The organism is Micromonospora sp. NPDC005215 (assembly GCF_040607915.1).
GTDB lineage: Bacteria > Actinomycetota > Actinomycetes > Mycobacteriales > Micromonosporaceae > Micromonospora.
This window is the reverse complement of sequence record NZ_JBEXHQ010000034.1, coordinates 60,434-78,573: the sequence shown is the minus strand read 5'-3', so window position 1 is coordinate 78,573 and position 18,140 is coordinate 60,434. Positions and strand designations below refer to the sequence as shown.

General features: G+C 69.7%; 17 protein-coding genes and 2 riboswitches. Of the genes, 8 read left to right on the top strand and 9 right to left on the bottom strand.

Going from position 1 to position 18,140, the window contains the following annotated elements:
- Window positions 1-111: 111 nt before the first annotated feature.
- Together ABZU25_RS23725 and ABZU25_RS23720 are read right to left on the bottom strand one after the other, a co-directional pair.
- Window positions 112-882 (bottom strand): CbtA family protein, encoded by a 771-nt coding sequence (locus ABZU25_RS23725; protein ID WP_355031558.1) that lies wholly within the window; start codon window positions 880-882, stop codon window positions 112-114.
- Window positions 873-1,076, bottom strand: coding sequence for a CbtB domain-containing protein (locus ABZU25_RS23720; protein WP_355031557.1), 204 nt, complete (start codon window positions 1,074-1,076; stop codon window positions 873-875). Before ABZU25_RS23720 ends, ABZU25_RS23725 begins: the two co-directional genes overlap by 10 nt.
- 34 nt (window positions 1,077-1,110) lie before the next feature.
- Window positions 1,111-1,262, bottom strand: a riboswitch (cobalamin riboswitch).
- A 241-nt stretch (window positions 1,263-1,503) separates the two neighbouring features.
- Here ABZU25_RS23720 and ABZU25_RS23715 point away from each other — a divergent pair.
- From ABZU25_RS23715 to ABZU25_RS23700, 4 genes are all read left to right on the top strand, one after another.
- On the top strand, window positions 1,504-2,382 hold the full coding sequence (locus tag ABZU25_RS23715) for an amidohydrolase family protein (RefSeq protein ID WP_355031556.1): 879 nt from the start codon (window positions 1,504-1,506) through the stop codon (window positions 2,380-2,382).
- A 320-nt stretch (window positions 2,383-2,702) separates the two neighbouring features.
- Window positions 2,703-3,710, top strand: a complete 1,008-nt coding sequence (locus tag ABZU25_RS23710) for an ABC transporter permease (protein WP_355031555.1) — start codon at window positions 2,703-2,705, stop codon at window positions 3,708-3,710.
- 40 nt (window positions 3,711-3,750) lie between these two features.
- A complete protein-coding gene (locus ABZU25_RS23705) occupies window positions 3,751-4,803 on the top strand; it encodes an ABC transporter substrate-binding protein (RefSeq protein WP_355031554.1) in 1,053 nt (350 codons plus the stop codon).
- Window positions 4,803-5,621, top strand: a complete 819-nt coding sequence (locus tag ABZU25_RS23700; RefSeq protein WP_355031553.1) for an ATP-binding cassette domain-containing protein — start codon at window positions 4,803-4,805, stop codon at window positions 5,619-5,621. The genes ABZU25_RS23705 and ABZU25_RS23700 overlap by 1 nt, the downstream gene beginning before the upstream one ends.
- 104 nt (window positions 5,622-5,725) lie before the next feature.
- Here ABZU25_RS23700 and ABZU25_RS23695 read toward each other — a convergent pair whose 3' ends face one another.
- Entirely contained in the window at window positions 5,726-6,448 is a 723-nt protein-coding gene (locus ABZU25_RS23695) for a FadR/GntR family transcriptional regulator (protein WP_355031552.1), read from the bottom strand.
- Window positions 6,449-6,457: 9 nt separating this feature from the next.
- Window positions 6,458-7,852 carry an L-fuconate dehydratase gene (locus tag ABZU25_RS23690; protein WP_355031551.1) on the bottom strand — a complete coding sequence of 465 codons (1,395 nt, stop codon included), beginning with the start codon at window positions 7,850-7,852 and terminating at the stop codon, window positions 6,458-6,460.
- 564 nt (window positions 7,853-8,416) lie between these two features.
- A riboswitch (cobalamin riboswitch) is annotated at window positions 8,417-8,633 on the top strand.
- Window positions 8,634-8,828: 195 nt separating this feature from the next.
- On the opposite strand from ABZU25_RS23690, the gene ABZU25_RS23685 reads away from it, so the two are divergent.
- Both ABZU25_RS23685 and ABZU25_RS23680 read left to right on the top strand, forming a co-directional pair.
- Window positions 8,829-11,147, top strand: coding sequence for a ribonucleoside-diphosphate reductase subunit alpha (locus tag ABZU25_RS23685; RefSeq protein ID WP_355031561.1), 2,319 nt, complete (start codon window positions 8,829-8,831; stop codon window positions 11,145-11,147).
- Window positions 11,148-11,188: 41 nt separating this feature from the next.
- The gene (locus ABZU25_RS23680) at window positions 11,189-12,184 is read left to right on the top strand and encodes a ribonucleotide-diphosphate reductase subunit beta (protein WP_355031550.1); all 996 of its coding nucleotides are present in this window, start codon (window positions 11,189-11,191) and stop codon (window positions 12,182-12,184) included.
- Window positions 12,185-12,323: 139 nt separating this feature from the next.
- Here ABZU25_RS23680 and ABZU25_RS23675 read toward each other — a convergent pair whose 3' ends face one another.
- Window positions 12,324-13,253 (bottom strand): MerR family transcriptional regulator, encoded by a 930-nt coding sequence (locus ABZU25_RS23675; protein WP_355031549.1) that lies wholly within the window; start codon window positions 13,251-13,253, stop codon window positions 12,324-12,326.
- Window positions 13,254-13,371: 118 nt separating this feature from the next.
- On the opposite strand from ABZU25_RS23675, the gene eno reads away from it, so the two are divergent.
- Window positions 13,372-14,637, top strand: a complete 1,266-nt coding sequence (gene eno / locus ABZU25_RS23670) for a phosphopyruvate hydratase (protein WP_355031548.1) — start codon at window positions 13,372-13,374, stop codon at window positions 14,635-14,637.
- A 195-nt stretch (window positions 14,638-14,832) separates the two neighbouring features.
- Here the strand turns inward: eno and ABZU25_RS23665 are convergent, their stop codons facing one another.
- The 4 genes from ABZU25_RS23665 to ABZU25_RS23650 all read right to left on the bottom strand — a co-directional run bounded on the left by ABZU25_RS23665 (window position 14,833) and on the right by ABZU25_RS23650 (window position 17,534).
- The gene (locus ABZU25_RS23665) at window positions 14,833-15,060 is read right to left on the bottom strand and encodes a winged helix-turn-helix domain-containing protein (protein ID WP_355031547.1); all 228 of its coding nucleotides are present in this window, start codon (window positions 15,058-15,060) and stop codon (window positions 14,833-14,835) included.
- A gap of 549 nt (window positions 15,061-15,609) precedes the next feature.
- Window positions 15,610-16,044: an arsenate reductase ArsC gene (locus tag ABZU25_RS23660; protein ID WP_355031546.1), complete on the bottom strand. Its 435-nt coding sequence runs from the start codon at window positions 16,042-16,044 to the stop codon at window positions 15,610-15,612.
- Window positions 16,045-16,059: 15 nt separating this feature from the next.
- Window positions 16,060-17,136, bottom strand: coding sequence for an ACR3 family arsenite efflux transporter (gene arsB, locus ABZU25_RS23655; RefSeq protein ID WP_355031545.1), 1,077 nt, complete (start codon window positions 17,134-17,136; stop codon window positions 16,060-16,062).
- Window positions 17,133-17,534 carry a metalloregulator ArsR/SmtB family transcription factor gene (locus tag ABZU25_RS23650; RefSeq protein WP_355031544.1) on the bottom strand — a complete coding sequence of 134 codons (402 nt, stop codon included), beginning with the start codon at window positions 17,532-17,534 and terminating at the stop codon, window positions 17,133-17,135. The genes arsB and ABZU25_RS23650 overlap by 4 nt, the downstream gene beginning before the upstream one ends.
- A 95-nt stretch (window positions 17,535-17,629) precedes the next feature.
- On the opposite strand from ABZU25_RS23650, the gene ABZU25_RS23645 reads away from it, so the two are divergent.
- Window positions 17,630-18,127, top strand: a complete 498-nt coding sequence (locus ABZU25_RS23645; RefSeq protein WP_355031543.1) for an N-acetyltransferase family protein — start codon at window positions 17,630-17,632, stop codon at window positions 18,125-18,127.
- Window positions 18,128-18,140: the final 13 nt, after the last annotated feature.

Genomic DNA, 18,140 nt, shown 5'->3' with positions numbered 1-18,140 from the left:
TGCCCGGGCCACTCCGCCGTGCCGTCGTGGCTGGCCGCCGGGGGTTGCGGGGGCGGGCCCGACGCAGGGCGGCGGTGTGACCGTGGGCGACCAGCCGGAGGCTGGTGGGGGTCACGTGCCCGGCAGCGCGGTGGCGGTCCGGCGGCGCAGGTCGTGGTGCATCAGGGCCGCGAACAGCAGGCCGATCCCGGTCCAGAGCACCACCTGCGTGCCGAGCGAGGCCAGCCGGAAGTCCCACAGCAGGGCCGCCGGGAAGTCCTCCGGGACCTCCTGGAAGGAGGGCATCACCACCGAGGACACCACGGCGACCAGTAGGAACCCGCCGGTGGCCGCGGCGGCGCGCTGCCACGTCGGTGCCGTGCCGCCGACCGCCCGATAACCGAGGGAGCCGGCCCACACCGCCACCAGGCCGAGCACCACCATCAGCAGGTAGGTGACGGTGCGCTCGTCGATGGTGGCCGGGTCGCCAACGGCCGGCGGGTTCGCCGGATACTTCAGGAACGGCACGATCACCGCGCCGAGCAGCGCCGCGCCGGCCAGCAGCAGGCCCGAGCGGCCGTCGTCGTAGGTCCGCCGCCGGCGGGACAGCAGGACGTACGCGGTGGCCAGCAGGCCACCCATCGCGGCGCCGAACAGGCTGGTGGCCAGGAACAAGCCTCCGCGCTGACCGGTGCGGCTGACCAGGGCGTCCTCGTGATCGTGCCCGCCGGCCGCGGGCTCGGCGTGCGTCGCCGCCTCCTCGATCGCGATGGCCGCCTCGACGTGCGGTTCGCCGGCGACGTAGGCGAACGCCCCGGCGAGGAGGCCCGCGATCAGGCCGGCGAGCAACCCGCGGACGAGGACGGTGACGAACGGTGGAGCGGTGGTGGACGTCAGTGGCACGGGACACCCAGCAGGTGCCGGCCGTCGTGCATCAGCTCGTGCAGGTACGTCCCGCTGCGCGAGACTGCTCCCTGATCGAAGGCGACGAGGTAGGCCAGCAGGCTGAGCAGTACGACGGTGGCCAGGACGGTCCACAGCAGACGGGTGTTGCCAGCGGGATGCACCAACGGCTGGCTGGACGTGGAAGCAGACATGAGAACACGAACCTCCCCGGGGATGACGCGTCCCCATCGCAAGGCTGCGGACGACCGAGCGTCCTGGCTCGCGGCCCCGTTGAGGCTGGGACCGCTTACAGTGGCGCGACCGCGCCGGATTCACACCGGCTTCCCTCGCGTCGCCGCAGATAGTGGGTCGACGGTATCGGTGCCGCCGCAGACGGTCAACCCGGCCCCACGGGTGGCGGTGTCAGCCCACGGCGCGCGATAGTATCGACAAGGCTGAATTCCAAAGATATGATGCTTGGTTGCGCCGAGGCACGCGCTCGGCGGCCCCACAGGCGTCCTGTTACCGCTAACATGGTCCAACTGCCGGATCGGTTCCGAAGCACCGAGCCGACCCGGACATCTGACCAATGACTGGGCGGGGTGGGGGAGTGTACGTGAGCATGCCAGGACGTGTCCGATGACGACCACCGAGGCTGCGCCGGGCCAGGGCATCGTCGACGCGCACCACCATCTCTGGGTCCGGGCGCGGCATCCGCAGCCCTGGATCGATCCGCACACAATGGCCGCGATCGACAGCGACTTCACCCCGCTCGATCTCGCCCCGGCGGCCCGAGCCGCCGGGGTCACCCAGACCGTCGTGGTGCAGTCCGTCGCCGTCCGGACGGAGACGCCCGAGCTGCTGGGCATCGCGGCCGACGACCCCCTCATCGCCGGTGTCGTCGGCTGGGTCGACCTCACTGCCGACAACGTCGGCGATCGCCTCGACCGGCTCCGGGCGGCCCGCGGCGGAGAGCGACTGGTGGGCATTCGTGATCTCGTCCAGTCCGAGCCTGACCCGGCGTACCTCGACCGCCCGGACGTCCGGCGGGGCATCGCCGCGGTCGGCGCCGCTGGCCTCGCCTTCGACCTACTGGTACGCGACCACCAGCTGCCGGCGGCCACCCGGCTCGTCCGCGACCTGCCCGAGATGCGGTTCGTCCTGGACCACCTCGGCAAGCCCTCGCTCGGGCACGCCGGCCTCGGCGACTGGCCGCGCGACCTGCGGGCGCTCGCCGCCGAGCCCAACACGACGGCGAAGCTCTCCGGTCTGGTGACCGAGGTGGACGGCCCCTCGTGGACGGCGGCGGACCTTCGGCCCGCCGTCGAGCACGCGCTCGACGCGTTTGGCCCGGACCGGCTGATGTTCGGCTCGGACTGGCCGGTGTGTCTGCTCGCCTCCTCGTACGCACGCTGGGTTGAGGTCCTCACCGAACTGCTGGACCCGCTGAGCGACGACGAGCGGGCGGCGATCTGGCGGCGGACGGCCCGCCGGGCGTACCGGCTGGACGCTGCGTGACGCCGCGGCGGCGCCGACTGACGGGCCGCAGTTCGGGCCGGGCCTGTCGACGGGACGCGGGTTGTGCCAGTTTGATCAGACGTATGCCGCATCCGCGCCGGGTCACGACGACAACATCCCCGTAAGACCTTGGCAACATGAGTCAATGCGTGGCAAGGTAACGCCTGATCGAGGGAAACATCCGACCTATCTCGACGGGTGGTTGTGGGCACGAGCCCGCGCCCCCTGCCGAGGAGGCTCGGTGGCTCAGAGGTGGCCGGCTCGCCGGGGATTCCCCCCGTAGCGCACCGGCGCCACGCTTGGGGAGGTCAGATCCGACGATGAGTACCGCCGAGGCATCCGTCGGCACGCAGCGCGGCGAACTCAGCGACTGGTTCCGCGAACGGATCTCCCACGCCGTCTCCGAGTTGACCGCCGCGACCGCGCTCGTCGTCCTGTTCGTCGTGTTGACCTTCGCCAGCCCTTATTTCCTGACGGCGGACAACCTCTTCAACATCGGGGCGCAGACCGCGGTGATCGCCATCATCGCCACGGCGCAGACGATGGTCATCATCACGAAGGGCATCGACCTTTCCGTGGGGTCGGTCGCGGCGCTCGCCGGCGTCGCGGGGGCGATGGTCGTCCGCGACCTCGGCTTCTCGCTCTGGGCCGCGACGGTGGTCGCGATCGGCGTCGGCGCGCTGGCCGGCCTGCTGAACGGGCTGCTGGTGACAGTGGCCCGGATCCCGCCGTTCATCGCGACGCTGGGCACGATGTCCGTGGGCCGCGGTCTCGTCTTCATCATCACCGGCGCGGTCGGCGTCTACGGTCTGCCCCGCTCCTTCCAGTTGCTCGGTAACGGGGAGCTGCTCGGCATTCCGTTCGCCGTGTTGATCACCATCCTGGTCGCGGTCGGGGTCGCCTTCCTGCTGTCCCAGACCCGCTTCGGCCAGTACACCTACGCGATGGGCTCCAACCTGGAGGCGGCTCGCCGCTCCGGCGTCCGGGTGGGGCGCCACCTGACCGGGGTGTACGTGCTGGCGGGCGTGCTGGTCGGGCTGGGCGGCATGATCGCCGCCTCCCGGGTCAACTCCGGCCAGCCGAACTACGGGATCTCGTTGGAGCTCGATGTCATCGCTGCCGCGGTCATCGGCGGCGCGAGTCTCTTCGGTGGCCAGGGCCGGATCGTCGGGACCATCATCGGCGCGTTCCTCATCGCCCTGGTGCGCAACGGCGCCGTCCTGCTCGACATCAGCATCCACTACCAACAGGTGATCGTCGGCCTGATCATCTGGGCCGCCGTCTACTTCGACCAGTACCGCCGCCGGCGGCTGGAATCACGGGGTTGACATGCCATTCCGAGACTCCGAACGAGAGAGGACACACACCATGGCGCACACCACCACCAGCCGGCGGACGCGACGGTCGATCCTGGGTGTACGAGCCGTTCTGGCCGCGGCCGCGGCGACCGCTCTGCTCAGCGCCTGCGGCGGGGTCGAGGTCCGCGACGGGGGCGACGGCGCGACGAAGGACGCGAGCGGCCCGTTGAAGCTCGCCGTCGTGCCGAAGGCCGTCGGTGCCGACTACTGGAACACCGTGAAGGCGGGCGCGGAGTGCGCCGCGCAGCGCGCGGGGGACGTCACCGTCCAGTGGGACGGGGTGACCACCGAGACCGATGTCGAGGGCCAGGTCAACCTGATCCAGAACTTCGTCACCAAAAAGGTCGACGGCATCGTGTACGCGGCGACCGACTCCAGTGCGCTGGCGCCCGCCACCGACCAGGCGCTCGCCGCGAAGATCCCGGTCGCGATGATCGACTCTGGCACCAGCCCGCAGCCGTCGAACGTGCCGCTCTTCGCCACCGACAACCGTGCGTCGGCCACCGAGGCGGCGAAGTTGCTCGCCACCGAACTCGGTCCCGGCAACCACCAGGTGGCGCTCGTCGAGTTCCAGCCGGGGTCGCAGACCAACACCGAGCGGGTGGACGGCTTCAAGGCCGGCCTCGCCCAGTATCCCAACCTGAAGCTGGTCGGCCAGCAGCCCAGCCGCAGCGACGTCAACGAGGCACGACGCGTCACCGAGAACATCCTCACCGCCAACCCCAACCTCGCCGGCATCTTCGCGGCCAACGAGCCGAGCGTGCTCGGCGCCGCGCAGGCCATCCAGGCGGCCGGGAAGTCCGGCAAGGTGGTCATCATCGGGTGGGACGCCGCCCCGGACGAGATCGCCGGAGTGCGCAGCGGCCAGATCTCGGCGCTGGTCGTGCAGAACCCGTTCAAGATGGGCTACTTCGGCGTCGACAAGATGGTGAAGCACCTGCGGGACAAGGCGCCGCTGGCGTCTGCCGACACCGGCGTCACGTTCGTCACCAAGGAGAACATCGACTCCGCGGAGATCAAGGCGGTGCTCGAGCCGAGTTGCGCCAACCCCCCGGTGCAGTGATGGGCGCGACCCCGACGGCCACCGCCGAGAGCGACAAGCAACCGACCGCCGACGAACCGCCGGTCCTCGAAGCCCGTGGCATCGTCAAGCGGTTCGGGCACGTCGAGGCGCTGCGCGGCGCCGACTTCACGGTCCACCGGGGTGAGGTGGTCGCGCTGATCGGCGACAACGGCGCCGGAAAGAGCACCCTGATCAAGACGCTGTCCGGTGTGCACCCGCCCGACGAGGGCGAGATCCGGGTGGATGGTCGTCCCGTCCAGTTCTCCACGCCGGTCGACGCCCGGCGCGCGGGGGTGGAGACCGTCTACCAGGACCTGGCCGTCGCCGACGACCTGAGCGTGGCCGCCAACCTGTACCTCGGTCGGGAGATCCTGCGCTCGGGACCGCTCGGCCGGCTGGGGTTGCTGGACAAGCGCGCCATGCGGCAGGGCGCCGCCGCGGCCCTCGACGAACTGGGAGTGCGGATCCCCCGGGTCACCACCCCGATCGCGATGTTGTCCGGTGGGCAGCGACAGTGCGTCGCGGTGGCCCGCGCCATCATCTGGGCGACCAACGTGGTCATCCTCGACGAGCCGACCGCGGCGCTCGGTGTCGTCCAGACCGGGCGGGTGCTCGACGTCGTCCGGCGGGCCCGCGACGCCGGCATGTCGGTGGTGTTGGTGAGCCACAACATGCCGCAGGTGCTCGAGATCGCCGACCGGGTCGAGGTGCTGCGGCTCGGCCGTCGGGCGGCCCGGCTACGCGCCGACGAGGTCACCACCGACGACCTGGTCGCGGCGATGACCGGGAGCACCGGCGCAGAGCGGGACGAACGCTGAACTCGTCGACCGGGGCGCGCGCGATCACGCGATCGGGGGCGCGCCCCGGAGCCGCCGGGCCGCAGGCGGGTGCGAAGCGGCCCGGCGTACGCCGGGGCGGGCGCTCAGAACCGTGCCGGCTCGGCGTTGGCCTCACCGTCGTCGGGTTGCCCGTGCAGCGCTTCCTCCACCCCGATCAGGTGGTTGGCCATGCGGATCCGGGCGCGCTCCGGGTCGCGGGCCACGAGGGCCTTCAGGATCGCGACGTGCTCGTCGTGGGTACGCCGGTCCGCGCCCTCCTCGTGCAGGCTCCGCCAGAGCCGCCCGCGCAGAGTGCGCCCGGCGAACGCCTCGATCAGACCGACGAGCACCGGATTGTCGGCGTGCAGCGCGATGATCCGGTGGAACGCGATGTCGATCTCCATGATCCGTTCGTGCTCCTGCGGCGACCGACCGGCGATCCGAGCCGCCTCGTCGAGTAGTTCCCCCGCCTGGGCGAGGGCCTCGTCGGTGATCCTGGTCGCCGCCAGGCGGGCGGCCTCGCATTCCAGCAGCCGCCGGACGATGTGGACGTGCCGTGGGTCGCCCTGACCCTGAAAGTCGACGACGAAGCCCATCGGGGCCAGCAGTTGCGGCGCGTCGAGGTTGGTGACGTAGGTGCCGTCACCCTGGCGGATGTTGACGATGCCGAGGATCGACAGAGCCGACATCCCCTCGCGCAGCGAGCCCCGTGAGACGCCGAGCGACTCGGCGAGGTCCTTCTCGATGGGCAGTCGGTCCCCGGGCTTGAAATGCCCTTCGAGGATCATCCGCTTGATGCCGTTCACGACCTCGTCGGTGCGCGACATGACATCCCCCTAGCGGCCGGCGGGGGTGGCCGCCCCACCCGCGATCACGTACGGCTCCGAAACTGACACCGTAGTCGGGTCTGTCGCCGCCCAGTAGTGACCGTCGGGAAACCGGTAGAGCTCGACCGACTCGGGGTGCATCCGCGTGGAGTAGCCGGGCTGGCGGGGCAGGACGTAACCGCTGCCCGAGCCGGTGTCCTGGATGACGCACGGGTCGGTGAAGTGCTCGTGCAGGTGGTCGACGAACTCGGTGACCCGGTTGGTGAGATCTCCCGAGATCGCGACGTAGTCGAGCACCGAGACGTGTTGGACCATCTCACACAGCCCGACACCGCCGGCGTGGGGGCACACGGGGATGTCGAACTTCGCGGCGAGCAGCAGCACGGCGACGATCTCGTTGATGCTGGCCAGCCTGCCGGTGTCCAGTTGGCAGAAGTCGATGGCCTCGGCCTGGAACAACTGCTTGAACATCACCCGGTTGTGGCAGTGCTCGCCGGTGGCGACTCCGATCGGCGCGACGGCGCGGCGGACGGCGGCGTGGCCCAGGATGTCGTCGGGGCTGGTGGGCTCCTCGATCCACAGTGGCTCGAACTGCGCGAGCGCCTTGACCCACTCGATGGCCTGGCCGACGTCCCACACCTGGTTGGCGTCGATCATCAGGTTGCGCTCCGGGCCGAGGATCTCCCGGGCGATGCCGCACCGGCGGATGTCGTCGTCGAGGTTGGCGCCCACCTTGAGCTTGACGTAGCCGTAGCCGCTGTCCACCGCCTCCTGGCACAGCCGGCGCAGCTTGTCGTCGCCGTAGCCGAGCCAGCCGGCCGAGGTGGTGTAGGCGGGGTAGCCGGTCCGGTCGAGCTCGGCGAGACGGGCGGCCTTCGTGCTCTCCTTGGCGCGCAGGATGGACAGTGCCTCGTCCCGGGTCAGCGCGTCGGACAGGTAGCGCAGGTCCGCGATGTCGACGAGTTGCTCGGGGGACATGTCGACGAGCAGCCGCCACAGCGGCTTGCCGGCGACCCGGGCGACCAGGTCCCACGACGCGTTCAGCACGGCGGCCAGCGACAGGTGGACGACGCCCTTCTCCGGGCCGAGCCACCGCAGTTGGGAGTCGGAGGTGAGCAGGCGGTAGACCGCGCCCATGTCCGCCGCCATTGTCGCGACGTCCACGCCCACGAGGCGCCGTGCCTGGTGGACGGCCGCCGCGACGACGATGTCGTTGCCTCGGCCGATGGTGAAGGTCAGGCCGTGGCCCGCGAGTGGCGCACCGGTGCTGTCGACGCCGTCGGTGTGCAGGACGACGTAGGCCGCCGAGTAGTCGCCGTCCTTGTTCATGGCGTCGGAGCCGTCAGCGGTCAGGGAGGTGGGAAAGCGAACGTCCTCGACGGTGACGGCGGTGATCTGCGGCATGCGCTCCTCGCCCGGCTAGGCTAAAGATCAGATGATCTCTGGGAGTATACGGAGGGCCAATCCGACGCGTCAACGACGTCGATCACCCAGGAATCAAAGACATCTAATGTTTTTTTCGTGGTAAGGATTCGTCGTCGAGCCGTCCTCTCGACCGCCGTGCCCGGTCCACCGGCCCGACCGCAGGGGCGGCGAGGTTCGTCGCGCTGGTGGGCACCCTCAACGGGTGGCGGCTCCTCCTCGGCTCGTGGGCTGCCAAGGCGCTCCCAGCCCGATGGGGACGACGGTGCCGGAAGCGGAGAGTGGCCCAGAAGATTGGATGTCCACTCCGGATACTTGCATTGACGGCCGGTTATGGGTAGGGGTCTTTACATCTAAAGACTTAATACATCACACCTTTCCGAATGTCGACACCCGCTCGGTCGCCGCGTTCCGCGCGGGCGTCGGCCGGTCGCGCGTCGGCGCGGCTCGGCCTGGTTGTCGAAGCCGGTGACGACCATCACGGGCACCGCCGTCGACACACCCGGGACCGACATGTGGGGTGTGACAACGGCAGCGTCCCTATATATGGTGTCGGACGCAGCTGGTTCGGCCGCTCATCCCGAGCGGTCGAGGCAAGAGGGAACCCGGTGTGAATCCGGGACTGTCCCGCAGCGGTGAGTGGGAACGACAGCCGTCATCAGCACTGGGCCACGAAGCGGCCCGGGAAGCGACGGCCAGTAGGAGACCGGCCAACCGGTCGTGCCCGCGAGTCCGAAGACCTGCCAGCGCGCCGCGTACCCGCACCCGGGTGGGCGGCGGTCCGAGGCCGCGTGGGACGGCTGACGCCATCTGACCCACGCCGTGCCGGCGTGGCGTCCGCCGGTGTCTGTCTCCACGCGTCCGAGGGGCCATCAGGTCTCGAACTCGCGAGGAGTGAGTGGTGACAGTCACCGAGGTAGTCCCGGCAGGCGGCGACGCGGCCGTGCGGCGGACGCCGATGCAGGTTCGCAAGCGCAACGGCACCACCGAATCGGTGGAACTGAACAAGATCGTCCGGGCGGTCGAGCGGTGGGCCGACGACCTGACCGACGTCGACCCGATGCGCGTCGCCACCCGCACGATCAGCGGCCTGTACGACGGCGCGACGACGGCCGAGCTGGACCGGCTCTCCATCCAGACCGCGGCCGAGATGATCGGTGAGGAACCGCAGTACTCTCGCCTCGCCGCCCGGCTGCTGTCCGGCTACGTCGACAAGGAGGTGCGTCGGCAGGGCGTCACCTCGTTCAGCGCGGCGATCCGGACCGGCCACGCCGAGGGCCTGATCGGCGACGACACCGCCGCGTTCGTGGCCGCGCACGCCCCGATGCTCGACGACGCCGTCGATCCGGCCGGCGACCGGCGATTCGAGTACTTCGGCCTGCGCACGGTGTACGACAGGTACCTGCTGCGGCACCCCACCAGCCGGCTGGTGCTGGAGACCCCGCAGTACTGGCTGTTGCGGGTGGCCTGCGGGCTGTCCCAGACGCCGGACGAGGCGGTCGGCTTCTACCGACTGATGTCCAGCCTGGCCTATCTGCCCAGCTCACCGACGCTGTTCAACTCCGGCACCCGACACACCCAGATGTCCTCCTGCTACCTGGTCGACTCCCCCCGCGACGAGTTGGACTCCATCTACCAGCGGTACGCCCAGGTCGCCAACCTGTCCAAGTTCGCCGGCGGCATCGGCATCGCGTACTCCCGGGTCCGGTCCCGGGGCGCGCTGATCCGCGGCACCAACGGGCAGTCCAACGGGATCGTGCCGTGGCTGCGCACGTTGGACGCGAGCGTCGCCGCGGTCAACCAGGGCGGCCGGCGCAAGGGCGCGGCCTGCGTCTACCTGGAGCCGTGGCACCCGGACATCGAGGAGTTCCTGCAACTGCGGGACAACACCGGCGAGGACGCCCGGCGCACCCACAACCTGAACCTGGCCAACTGGATCCCGGACGAGTTCATGCGCCGGGTCGAGGCCGACGAGACGTGGTCGCTGTTCGACCCGCACGAGGTGCCCGAACTGCCCGACCTGTGGGGCGAGCGGTTCGACGCCGCGTACCGGGAGGCCGAGGCGCAGGGCCGCTACGTGCGGCAGGTCCCGGCGCGGGAGCTGTACGGGAAGATGATGCGCACCCTGGCCCAGACCGGCAACGGGTGGATGACCTTCAAGGACGCCGCGAACCGGCTGTGCAACCAGACCGCCGAGGACGGCAACGTGGTGCACCTGTCCAACCTGTGCACCGAGATCATCGAGGTGTCCAGTGACGCCGAGACCGCCGTGTGCAACCTCGGCTCGGTGAACCTCGCCGCCCACCTCACCGACGGCGGCATCGACTGGGAGCGGCTGCGCGCCACGGTCCGTACCGCAGTCACCTTCCTCGACCGGGTCATCGACATCAACTACTACCCGACCGCGCAGGCGGCGGCGAGCAACCCGCGCTGGCGGCCGGTCGGGCTCGGGCTGATGGGTCTGCAGGACGTCTTCTTCGCGCTGCGGCTGCCGTTCGACTCCCCGGCTGCCCGGGAGCTGTCCACCCGGATCAGCGAGGAGCTGTACCTGACCGCGCTGGAGACCTCCGCCGACCTGGCGCGCGACTTCGGCGCGCACCCGGCGTACGGGCAGACCCGCGCCGCACGCGGCCGGTTGCAGCCCGACCTGTGGGGTGTCCAGGGCACGCAGACCGCCCGGTGGGACGCGCTGCGCCGCCGGATCGAGGCGGACGGGCTGCGCAACTCGCTGCTGGTGGCGGTCGCCCCGACCGCCACCATCGCCTCGATCGCCGGATGCTACGAGTGCATCGAGCCGCAGGTGTCGAACCTGTTCAAGCGCGAGACCCTGTCGGGGGAGTTCCTCCAGGTCAACACCGCCCTGGTACGCGAGCTGAAGGCCCGTGGCCTGTGGACCGACCGGATCCGGTCGGCGATCAAGCGGGCGGAGGGGTCGGTGCAGGACATCGCCGAGCTGCCGGCCGGCGTCCGCGAGTTGTTCCGCACCGCCTGGGAGCTGCCGCAGCGCGCTTTGATCGACCTGGCCGCCGCCCGCGCCCCGTTCATCGACCAGTCCCAGTCGCTGAACCTGTTCCTGGCCGCACCGACCATCGGCAAGCTCTCGTCGATGTACCTGTACGCCTGGAAGGCCGGGCTGAAGTCCACCTACTACCTGCGCTCCCGCCCCGCCACCCGGATCCAGCAGGCCACCGTATCGGTCGTCGCCCCGGTGACGGCCGACGCGGAGGCGCTGGCCTGCTCGCTGGAGAACCCCGAGTCGTGCGAGGCCTGCCAGTGACCCCCGCCGACCCCACCACCCCAGACACGAGGACCACGCACATGCTGCTCGACCCCGGGATGGACCTCACCCTCCGCCCAATGCGCTACCCGCACTTCTTCGACCGGTTCCGCGACGCCATCCGCAACACCTGGACGGTCGAGGAGGTGGACCTGCACGCCGACCTCGCCGACCTGGACAAGCTGTCCCCGGCCGAGCGGCACCTGGTCGGCCGCCTGGTGGCGTTCTTCGCCACCGGCGACACGATCGTCGCCAACAACCTGGTGCTCAACCTCTACCAGCACGTCAACAGCCCCGAGGGTCGCCTCTACCTGTCCCGGCAGCTGTTCGAGGAGGCCGTGCACGTCCAGTTCTACCTGAACCTGCTCGACACGTACGTGCCGGACGAGACCGAACGGTTCGCCGCCTTCGCGGCCATCGAGAACATCCCGTCGATCCGCCGTAAGGCCGAGTTCTGCTTCCGCTGGATCGACTCGTTGAACGACCTGCGGGAGCTGCGGACCCGGAACGACCGCCGGACGTTCCTGCTCAACCTGATCTGCTTCGCCGCCTGCATCGAGGGGCTGTTCTTCTACGGCGCGTTCGCGTACGTCTACTTCCTGCGCTCCCGTGGCCTGCTGCACGGTCTCGCCTCCGGCACCAACTGGGTGTTCCGCGACGAGTCGATGCACATGGCGTTCGCGTTCGACGTCGTCGACACCGTCCGCGCCGAGGAGCCGGACCTGTTCGATGACGACCTCGCCGACCAGGTGCGGCAGATGCTCGCCGAGGCCGTCGAGTGTGAGGTGCAGTTCGCCGAGGACCTGGTGGGCCACGGGGTGCCCGGCCTGACGTTGGCCGACATGCGGGAGTATCTCCAGCACGTCGCCGACCGCCGCCTGGCCCAGCTCGGCATCGCCCCGCACTACGGGTCGAGCAACCCGTTCGCCTTCATGGAGTTGCAGGACGTGCAGGAGCTGTCCAACTTCTTCGAGCGGCGCGTCTCGGCGTACCAGGTCGGGGTGGCCGGCACTGTCGCCTTCGACGACGACTTCTAGCCCGCCATGTCGATGTGCTGGTGAGCGGTATACCCCAGAGGTATGAATATGACTCTGAGGTATACCGCTCACTACCACATCCGCCCCCACAAAGGTGACAGGCGGTCACCGTCGGCTGCGCAAACAGCCCGAGCCAGGGTTAGGACTCACTCGTCCAGGCGGCGACCGATCCCGGGGCCCGGCGTCGCTTGGTGAGCCACCGCATGACGTGCAGGGGGTGCGACGCCGGGTCCGGGATCGGGTGGAAGACGTGTTCCACCTCGCCGTTGGCGATGATCAGGGTCAACCGCTCGTAGAGCGTCATGTCCCCGGCGGTGCGGGTCGGCAGCCGCAGGGCGGCGGCCAGGGTCAGCCGCGGGTCGGGGATCAGCGGGTAGGGCAGCCGCAGCCGGTGTGCGAGTTCCCGCTGGTATCCGGTCGACTGCGCGGACAGGCCGTACACCCGGGCCGCGCCGGCCGAGCGGAGTTCCGCGTGGTGGTCGCGGAACCAGGCGGCCTGCTCGGTGCTGCCCCGGGCGCCGTGGACCTCCAGCAGCCCGTTGGGCAGGTCGACGCCCGGCCGCCCGGTCAGGGGGTAGACGAAGATGACGCTGCGCCCGGCGCCGAGCGCGCCGAGATCGACCGGGCGGCCGTCGGTGCCGTAGAAGGACAGGGGCGGCAGGCTGGTCCCGACCAGCGCGGCGGGGTCGACGCCGACCCCCGCGCCGCCGGGGACGACCTGGGTCGCGGTGGCGTCGAGGCGCGCGTCCAGCGCGTTCCGCTGGGCGGTCAACCTGCCGATCCGTTCCTGCAGGTTGGTGATGGTGCTGCGGTACGTGGCCACCGCCGCCGCGCACACGTCGGTGTCGTCGGCACCGCCGGCGATCGACTCGACGAACGGGCGGGTCTCCTCGACGGTGAGGCCGAGCGCCATCAGCTCGCGGATCTGGGCCACCAGCCGCACCGCGATCGGGTCGTACTCGCGATAGCCGTTGCCCAGCCGTCGCGGCACGACCAGCCCGGCCGACTCGTAGTACCGCAAGGCCCGGACCGTCGTTCCGGTCCGCCGTGCCAGTTCACCCACCCGCATCCCGCGACCCTAAACCCGCACCCCGGGGTACGGGTCAACGTGTCCATCGTCGCGGTGCCAGGACCGCCGTTTCCTGCCAGTCTGGCTGCGAAAAGGCATCGTGAGCAGGGAGTGTGTGATGACGGCAATCAGCCGGGTACGGGGTCGGCAGATCCTCGACAGCAGGGGCAACCCGACAGTGGAGGCCGACGTGGTGCTCACGGACGGTTCGACCGGGCGCGCGGCCGTACCCTCCGGGGCGTCGACGGGGACGAACGAGGCGGTCGAGCTGCGCGACGGGGACCCCACGCGCTTCCACGGCAGGGGCGTCACGACGGCGGTCGCCGCCGTGAACGGTGCGATCGCCGACGCGGTGATCGGGCTCGACGCGGAGGACCAGGCGCTGATCGACGAGACGATGATCGCGCTCGACGCTTCGACGGACAAGGGTCGACTGGGCGCAAACGCGATCCTCGCGGTGTCCCTGGCGACGGCCAAGGCGGCGGCGCTGGCGCACCGGCAGCCGCTCTACCGCTACGTCGGTGGGGTGGGTGCCCGGCTGCTGCCGGTGCCGATGATGAACATCATCAACGGCGGCGCGCACGCCGACAACCCGCTGGACTTCCAGGAGTTCATGATCGCTCCGGTCGGGGCGCAGACGTTCGCCGAGGCGGTCCGGATGGGGTCGGAGGTCTTCCACACCCTCCGGGCGTCCCTGGCGGCGGCCGGGCACAGCACCAACGTCGGTGACGAGGGCGGCTTCGCGCCGAACGTCACGGATGCCGACGAGGCGCTGCGTTTCGTGCTGCGCGCCATCGAGGACGCCGGCTACGAGCCCGGCACCGACCTGACGATCTGCCTCGATCCGGCCAGCTCGGAGTTCTTCCGCAACGGCGTCTACGACTATGTCGGCGAGGGGCGGCAGCGCGGCGTCGAAGAGCACGTCGACTACCTGCTCGACCTGGTCTCCCGGTACCCGATCAGCTCGGTCGAGGACCCGATGGCCGAGGACGACATCGCCGGGTGGAAGCGGCTGACCGGGCTGGCGGGGGAGCGGGTGCAGCTGGTCGGCGACGACGTCTTCTGCACCGACGTCGACCGGCTGCGCGACGGGATCGAGGGCGGCTACGCCAACGCGATCCTGGTCAAGGTCAACCAGATCGGCACGCTCACCGAGACCCTCGCGACGGTGGACGCCGCCCACAAGGCGGGCTACCGGGTGGTGATGTCGCACCGCTCCGGCGAGACCGAGGACACCACCATCGCCGACCTGGCCGTGGGCGTCGGCTGCGGCCAGATCAAGACCGGCTCGCTGTCGCGCTCGGACCGCACGGCCAAGTACAACCAGCTCATTCGCATCGAGGAGGAACTCGGCGACCGCGCTGTCTACGCCGGGGCCCGTTGAGGCCCCTGCCCAGTCGCGGTAGCTGTCCCACGACCGGAAAGGAACCCGCCGATGGCCGAGATCATCGGCGGGCCTGGTCGAACACTCCATCTACGTGGACCCGGCCGCCCAGGGGCGCGGCGTCGCCCGACTGCCGCTTGCCTGATACAACGGCGTTGACCTACTTCTCATCACCTGATCGAGGAGGCGGCGCGTTCAGCTCTCGACTTCTGCGACGTAGACACCTTTGCCTGGGTGGCCCTCGACCAACTCGCGGTCCTTGAGGATCGTCATGACCCGGTTGATGGTCGAGATGTGTACGCCGTACTGCTCGGCCAGCTCACGGGTGGACGGCAGCTTCTCGCCCGGAGCAAGCTCACCAGACTTGATCTTTCCCGCGATCTCGTTGGCGATGCGCCGGTAGTCCACTCGTTCGGTCGGCATGGATCGAGCTCCGTAGGGTTCCCTGGTTTCGGCAGTCCAATCTGATCACGGGTAGACCTGTTCCAACAAGTTCCATGAGATACCTTGACCTGCTCCTACAAGTTGGAATAGGTTGCAGCTTGGCCGGTTTCCCTGGTTTCGGCAAACTCCTGGGTCCTCGGCCGCACACCCACCTGGGGAGCACGACCCATGGTCTCTGCCCCCAGGTGGGGCCAACGTTGTGATCGCGGGAGGGTGCTTGCCGTGCCGATCGATGAACCTGTGAGTCGGGCAGACGAGCTGTTCGCCGCGATGAGGACCCTTGATGCTCACTGGACTCGGCTACTTGACCGGCCGTGGCGTTCAGGCGGCTGCCTTGAGTGCGCGAATCAGGGCACATGCCGTCAGCTCGACTGGTCGTTGGGTGTCGTGGCGGACGCCGCATCGATCATGTTGCAGAAGTGAAGACGTTGGTTCCCCGAGATGGGCGGACTGGCGACCGACTCTAGGTCGCGGTTGCGCCACGACGTGCGTCCTCTTCGTAGGAGGGTTCGCCTCCGCCGATAGTGTTCAGGACACCGGGGATCGCCAGTGGCGCCCTTCGGCGGGGTTGAGTTCGGCGAGGAGCTTCTCCACCCGGCCCCGGATCTCGTCGCGGATGGGGCGGACGGCGTCGACGCCCTTGCCGGCCGGGTCGTCGAGCTTCCAGTCCTCGTAGCGCTTGCCGGGGAAGACCGGGCAGGTGTCGCCGCAGCCCATCGTCACGATGACGTCGGAGGACTCCGCGGTCGCGTACTCCAGAAGTTTGGGGGTCTGGTCGGTGATGTCGATGCCGACCTCCCGCATGGCCTGCGCGACCGCGGGGTTGATCGTCTCGGCCGGTGCGGAGCCCGCCGAGCGGACCTCGACGGTGTCGCCGGCGAGGTGGCGTAGCCAGCCGGCGGCCATCTGGGAACGGCCGGCGTTGTGGACGCAGACGAACAGGACGCTGGTCTTGTCACTCATGGTGGTGCCTCTCGATCAAGGGGTGGTGAAGAACCGGCGGCGTGCCCACAGCGAGACGTAGACCAGTCCGACCAGGACGGGCACCTCGATCAGCGGGCCGACCACCCCGGCGAGGGCCTGACCGGAGGCGACGCCGAAGGTGCCGATCGCGACGGCGATGGCGAGTTCGAAGTTGTTGCCGGCCGCGGTGAAGGCCAGGGTGGTGGTGCGCTCGTAGCCGAGACCGATGGCCCGGCCGAGAGCGTAGGACCCGGCCCACATGAGGGCGAAGTACACGAGCAGGGGCAGCGCGATGCGCACGACGTCCAGGGGTCGGCTGGTGATGGCGTCTCCCTGCAGGGCGAACAGGATCACGATCGTGAACAGCAGCCCGTAGAGGGCTGCGGGGCCGATTCTGGGCAGGAAGCGGGCCTCGTACCAGTCGCGGCCCCTGGCGCGCTCGCCGAGGCGACGGGTGAGGTAGCCGGCGAGCAGTGGGATGCCGAGGAAGATGAGCACGTTGCGGGCGATGTCCCAGGCCGAGATCGTCAACTCGGCGCCGGACAACCCCAGCCACTGGGGGAGTACGGAGAGGTAGAACCAGCCGAGCAGACCGAAGGCGACGACCTGGAAGACCGAGTTGAGCGCGACCAGGACGGCGGCGGCCTCCCGGTCACCGCAGGCGAGGTCGTTCCAGATGATGACCATGGCGATGCAGCGGGCCAGACCAACGATGATCAGGCCGGTGCGGTACGCGGGCTGGTCGGCCAGGAAGATCCAGGCCAGGGCGAACATCAGGGCGGGGCCGATGAGCCAGTTGAGGACCAGCGAGGAGATCAGCAGTCGGCGGTCGCTGGTGACGGTGTCGAGCCGGTCGTAGCGGACCTTCGCCAGCACCGGGTACATCATGATCAGCAGGCCGATCGCGATCGGCAGCGAGATCCCGCCGACCGCCACCGAGTCCAGCGCGCTGTTCAGGCCGGGAATCAGGCGACCGAGGAGCAGGCCGGCGACCATCGCCAATCCGATCCAGACCGGTAGGAACTGGTCGAGTCGGAAGAGACGGCCGACGACGGCGCTCTCGGCCGGGTCGCTCTGAATGGCGGTGCTCACGGGCACTGCCGTCGGTCGACTGACTGGGTGGGACGGAGGAGGGACGTCCCGTCCTCGTGGGGTGCCGGTGCCACGGTGAGGAGTGCGGCGAGCTGGCCCAGGACGGCCGGCCTGGCGCGGTAGTAGACCCAGGTGCCCCGGCGCTCGGCGTCGACCAGCCCCGCTTCGCGCAGTGTCCTGAGGTGGTGCGAGATGGTCGGGCCGGTCAGGTCGAACGCGGGGGTCAGGTCGCAGACGCAGATCTCGCCGCTCTCGGCGGAGGCGATCATCGACATCAGTTGCAGCCGTACCGGGTCGCCGAGCGCCTTGAACGCGGGCGCGAGCACCGCAGCGGCTTCGGCCGGTACGCGCCGCTCGGTCAGCGGGGGGCAGCAGTCCGGCGCTGCTTGATTCGACATTGCTCTAGGTTGACACCTATCTAATCAGTGTGCAACTGTCTGATTCGACGGACGTCAAGACAGCCGCCTGAACTCTTCCGGAAGGAAGCCCGCTGATGGCCGACATCACAGTGCGCCCGATGGCCGACGCCGACGCCGACCGGGTCCTGGCGATCTACCAGGCCGGCCTGGACGCCGGCGATGCCAGCTTCGAGATCACCGCGCCAACCTGGGCGGCGTTCGACACCACGCGCCTGACCGCGCACCGTTTCGTGGCCGCCGACCACGACGGGGCGGTCCTCGGCTGGATCGCCGTGTCGCCGACCTCGACCCGCGCGGTCTACGCCGGAGTGGTCGAACACTCCGTCTACGTGGACCCGGCGGCCCAGGGTCGTGGCATCGCCCGACTGCTGCTCGACGCGCTGATCGCCTCCACCGAGGCCGCCGGCATCTGGACGATCCAGTCCGGAGTCTTCCCGGAGAACACCGCCAGCCTGACGCTGCACCAGCGGGCCGGGTTCCGCGTGATCGGCGTACGCGAGCGGGTTGGTCGTCACCACGACCGCTGGCGCGACGTCGTTCTGCTGGAACGCCGCAGCCCCACCATCACCTGACGAGCCCGCAACC

Bases quoted from the DNA above. Each gene is read 5' to 3' on its own strand.
- ABZU25_RS23685 (WP_355031561.1), top strand. From the start codon at position 8,829: ATGCAGGTTCGCAAGCGCAACGGCACCACCGAATCGGTGGAACTGAAC.
- ABZU25_RS23645 (WP_355031543.1), top strand. From the start codon at position 17,630: ATGGCCGACATCACAGTGCGCCCGATGGCCGACGCCGACGCCGACCGG.
- ABZU25_RS23665 (WP_355031547.1), bottom strand. From the start codon at position 15,060: ATGCCGACCGAACGAGTGGACTACCGGCGCATCGCCAACGAGATCGCG.
- ABZU25_RS23720 (WP_355031557.1), bottom strand. From the start codon at position 1,076: ATGTCTGCTTCCACGTCCAGCCAGCCGTTGGTGCATCCCGCTGGCAAC.
- ABZU25_RS23710 (WP_355031555.1), top strand. From the start codon at position 2,703: ATGAGTACCGCCGAGGCATCCGTCGGCACGCAGCGCGGCGAACTCAGC.
- ABZU25_RS23695 (WP_355031552.1), bottom strand. From the start codon at position 6,448: ATGTCGCGCACCGACGAGGTCGTGAACGGCATCAAGCGGATGATCCTC.
- ABZU25_RS23715 (WP_355031556.1), top strand. From the start codon at position 1,504: ATGACGACCACCGAGGCTGCGCCGGGCCAGGGCATCGTCGACGCGCAC.
- ABZU25_RS23690 (WP_355031551.1), bottom strand. From the start codon at position 7,852: ATGCCGCAGATCACCGCCGTCACCGTCGAGGACGTTCGCTTTCCCACC.
- ABZU25_RS23680 (WP_355031550.1), top strand. From the start codon at position 11,189: ATGCTGCTCGACCCCGGGATGGACCTCACCCTCCGCCCAATGCGCTAC.
- ABZU25_RS23650 (WP_355031544.1), bottom strand. From the start codon at position 17,534: ATGTCGAATCAAGCAGCGCCGGACTGCTGCCCCCCGCTGACCGAGCGG.
- ABZU25_RS23705 (WP_355031554.1), top strand. From the start codon at position 3,751: ATGGCGCACACCACCACCAGCCGGCGGACGCGACGGTCGATCCTGGGT.
- ABZU25_RS23675 (WP_355031549.1), bottom strand. From the start codon at position 13,253: ATGCGGGTGGGTGAACTGGCACGGCGGACCGGAACGACGGTCCGGGCC.
- ABZU25_RS23700 (WP_355031553.1), top strand. From the start codon at position 4,803: ATGGGCGCGACCCCGACGGCCACCGCCGAGAGCGACAAGCAACCGACC.
- eno (WP_355031548.1), top strand. From the start codon at position 13,372: ATGACGGCAATCAGCCGGGTACGGGGTCGGCAGATCCTCGACAGCAGG.
- ABZU25_RS23660 (WP_355031546.1), bottom strand. From the start codon at position 16,044: ATGAGTGACAAGACCAGCGTCCTGTTCGTCTGCGTCCACAACGCCGGC.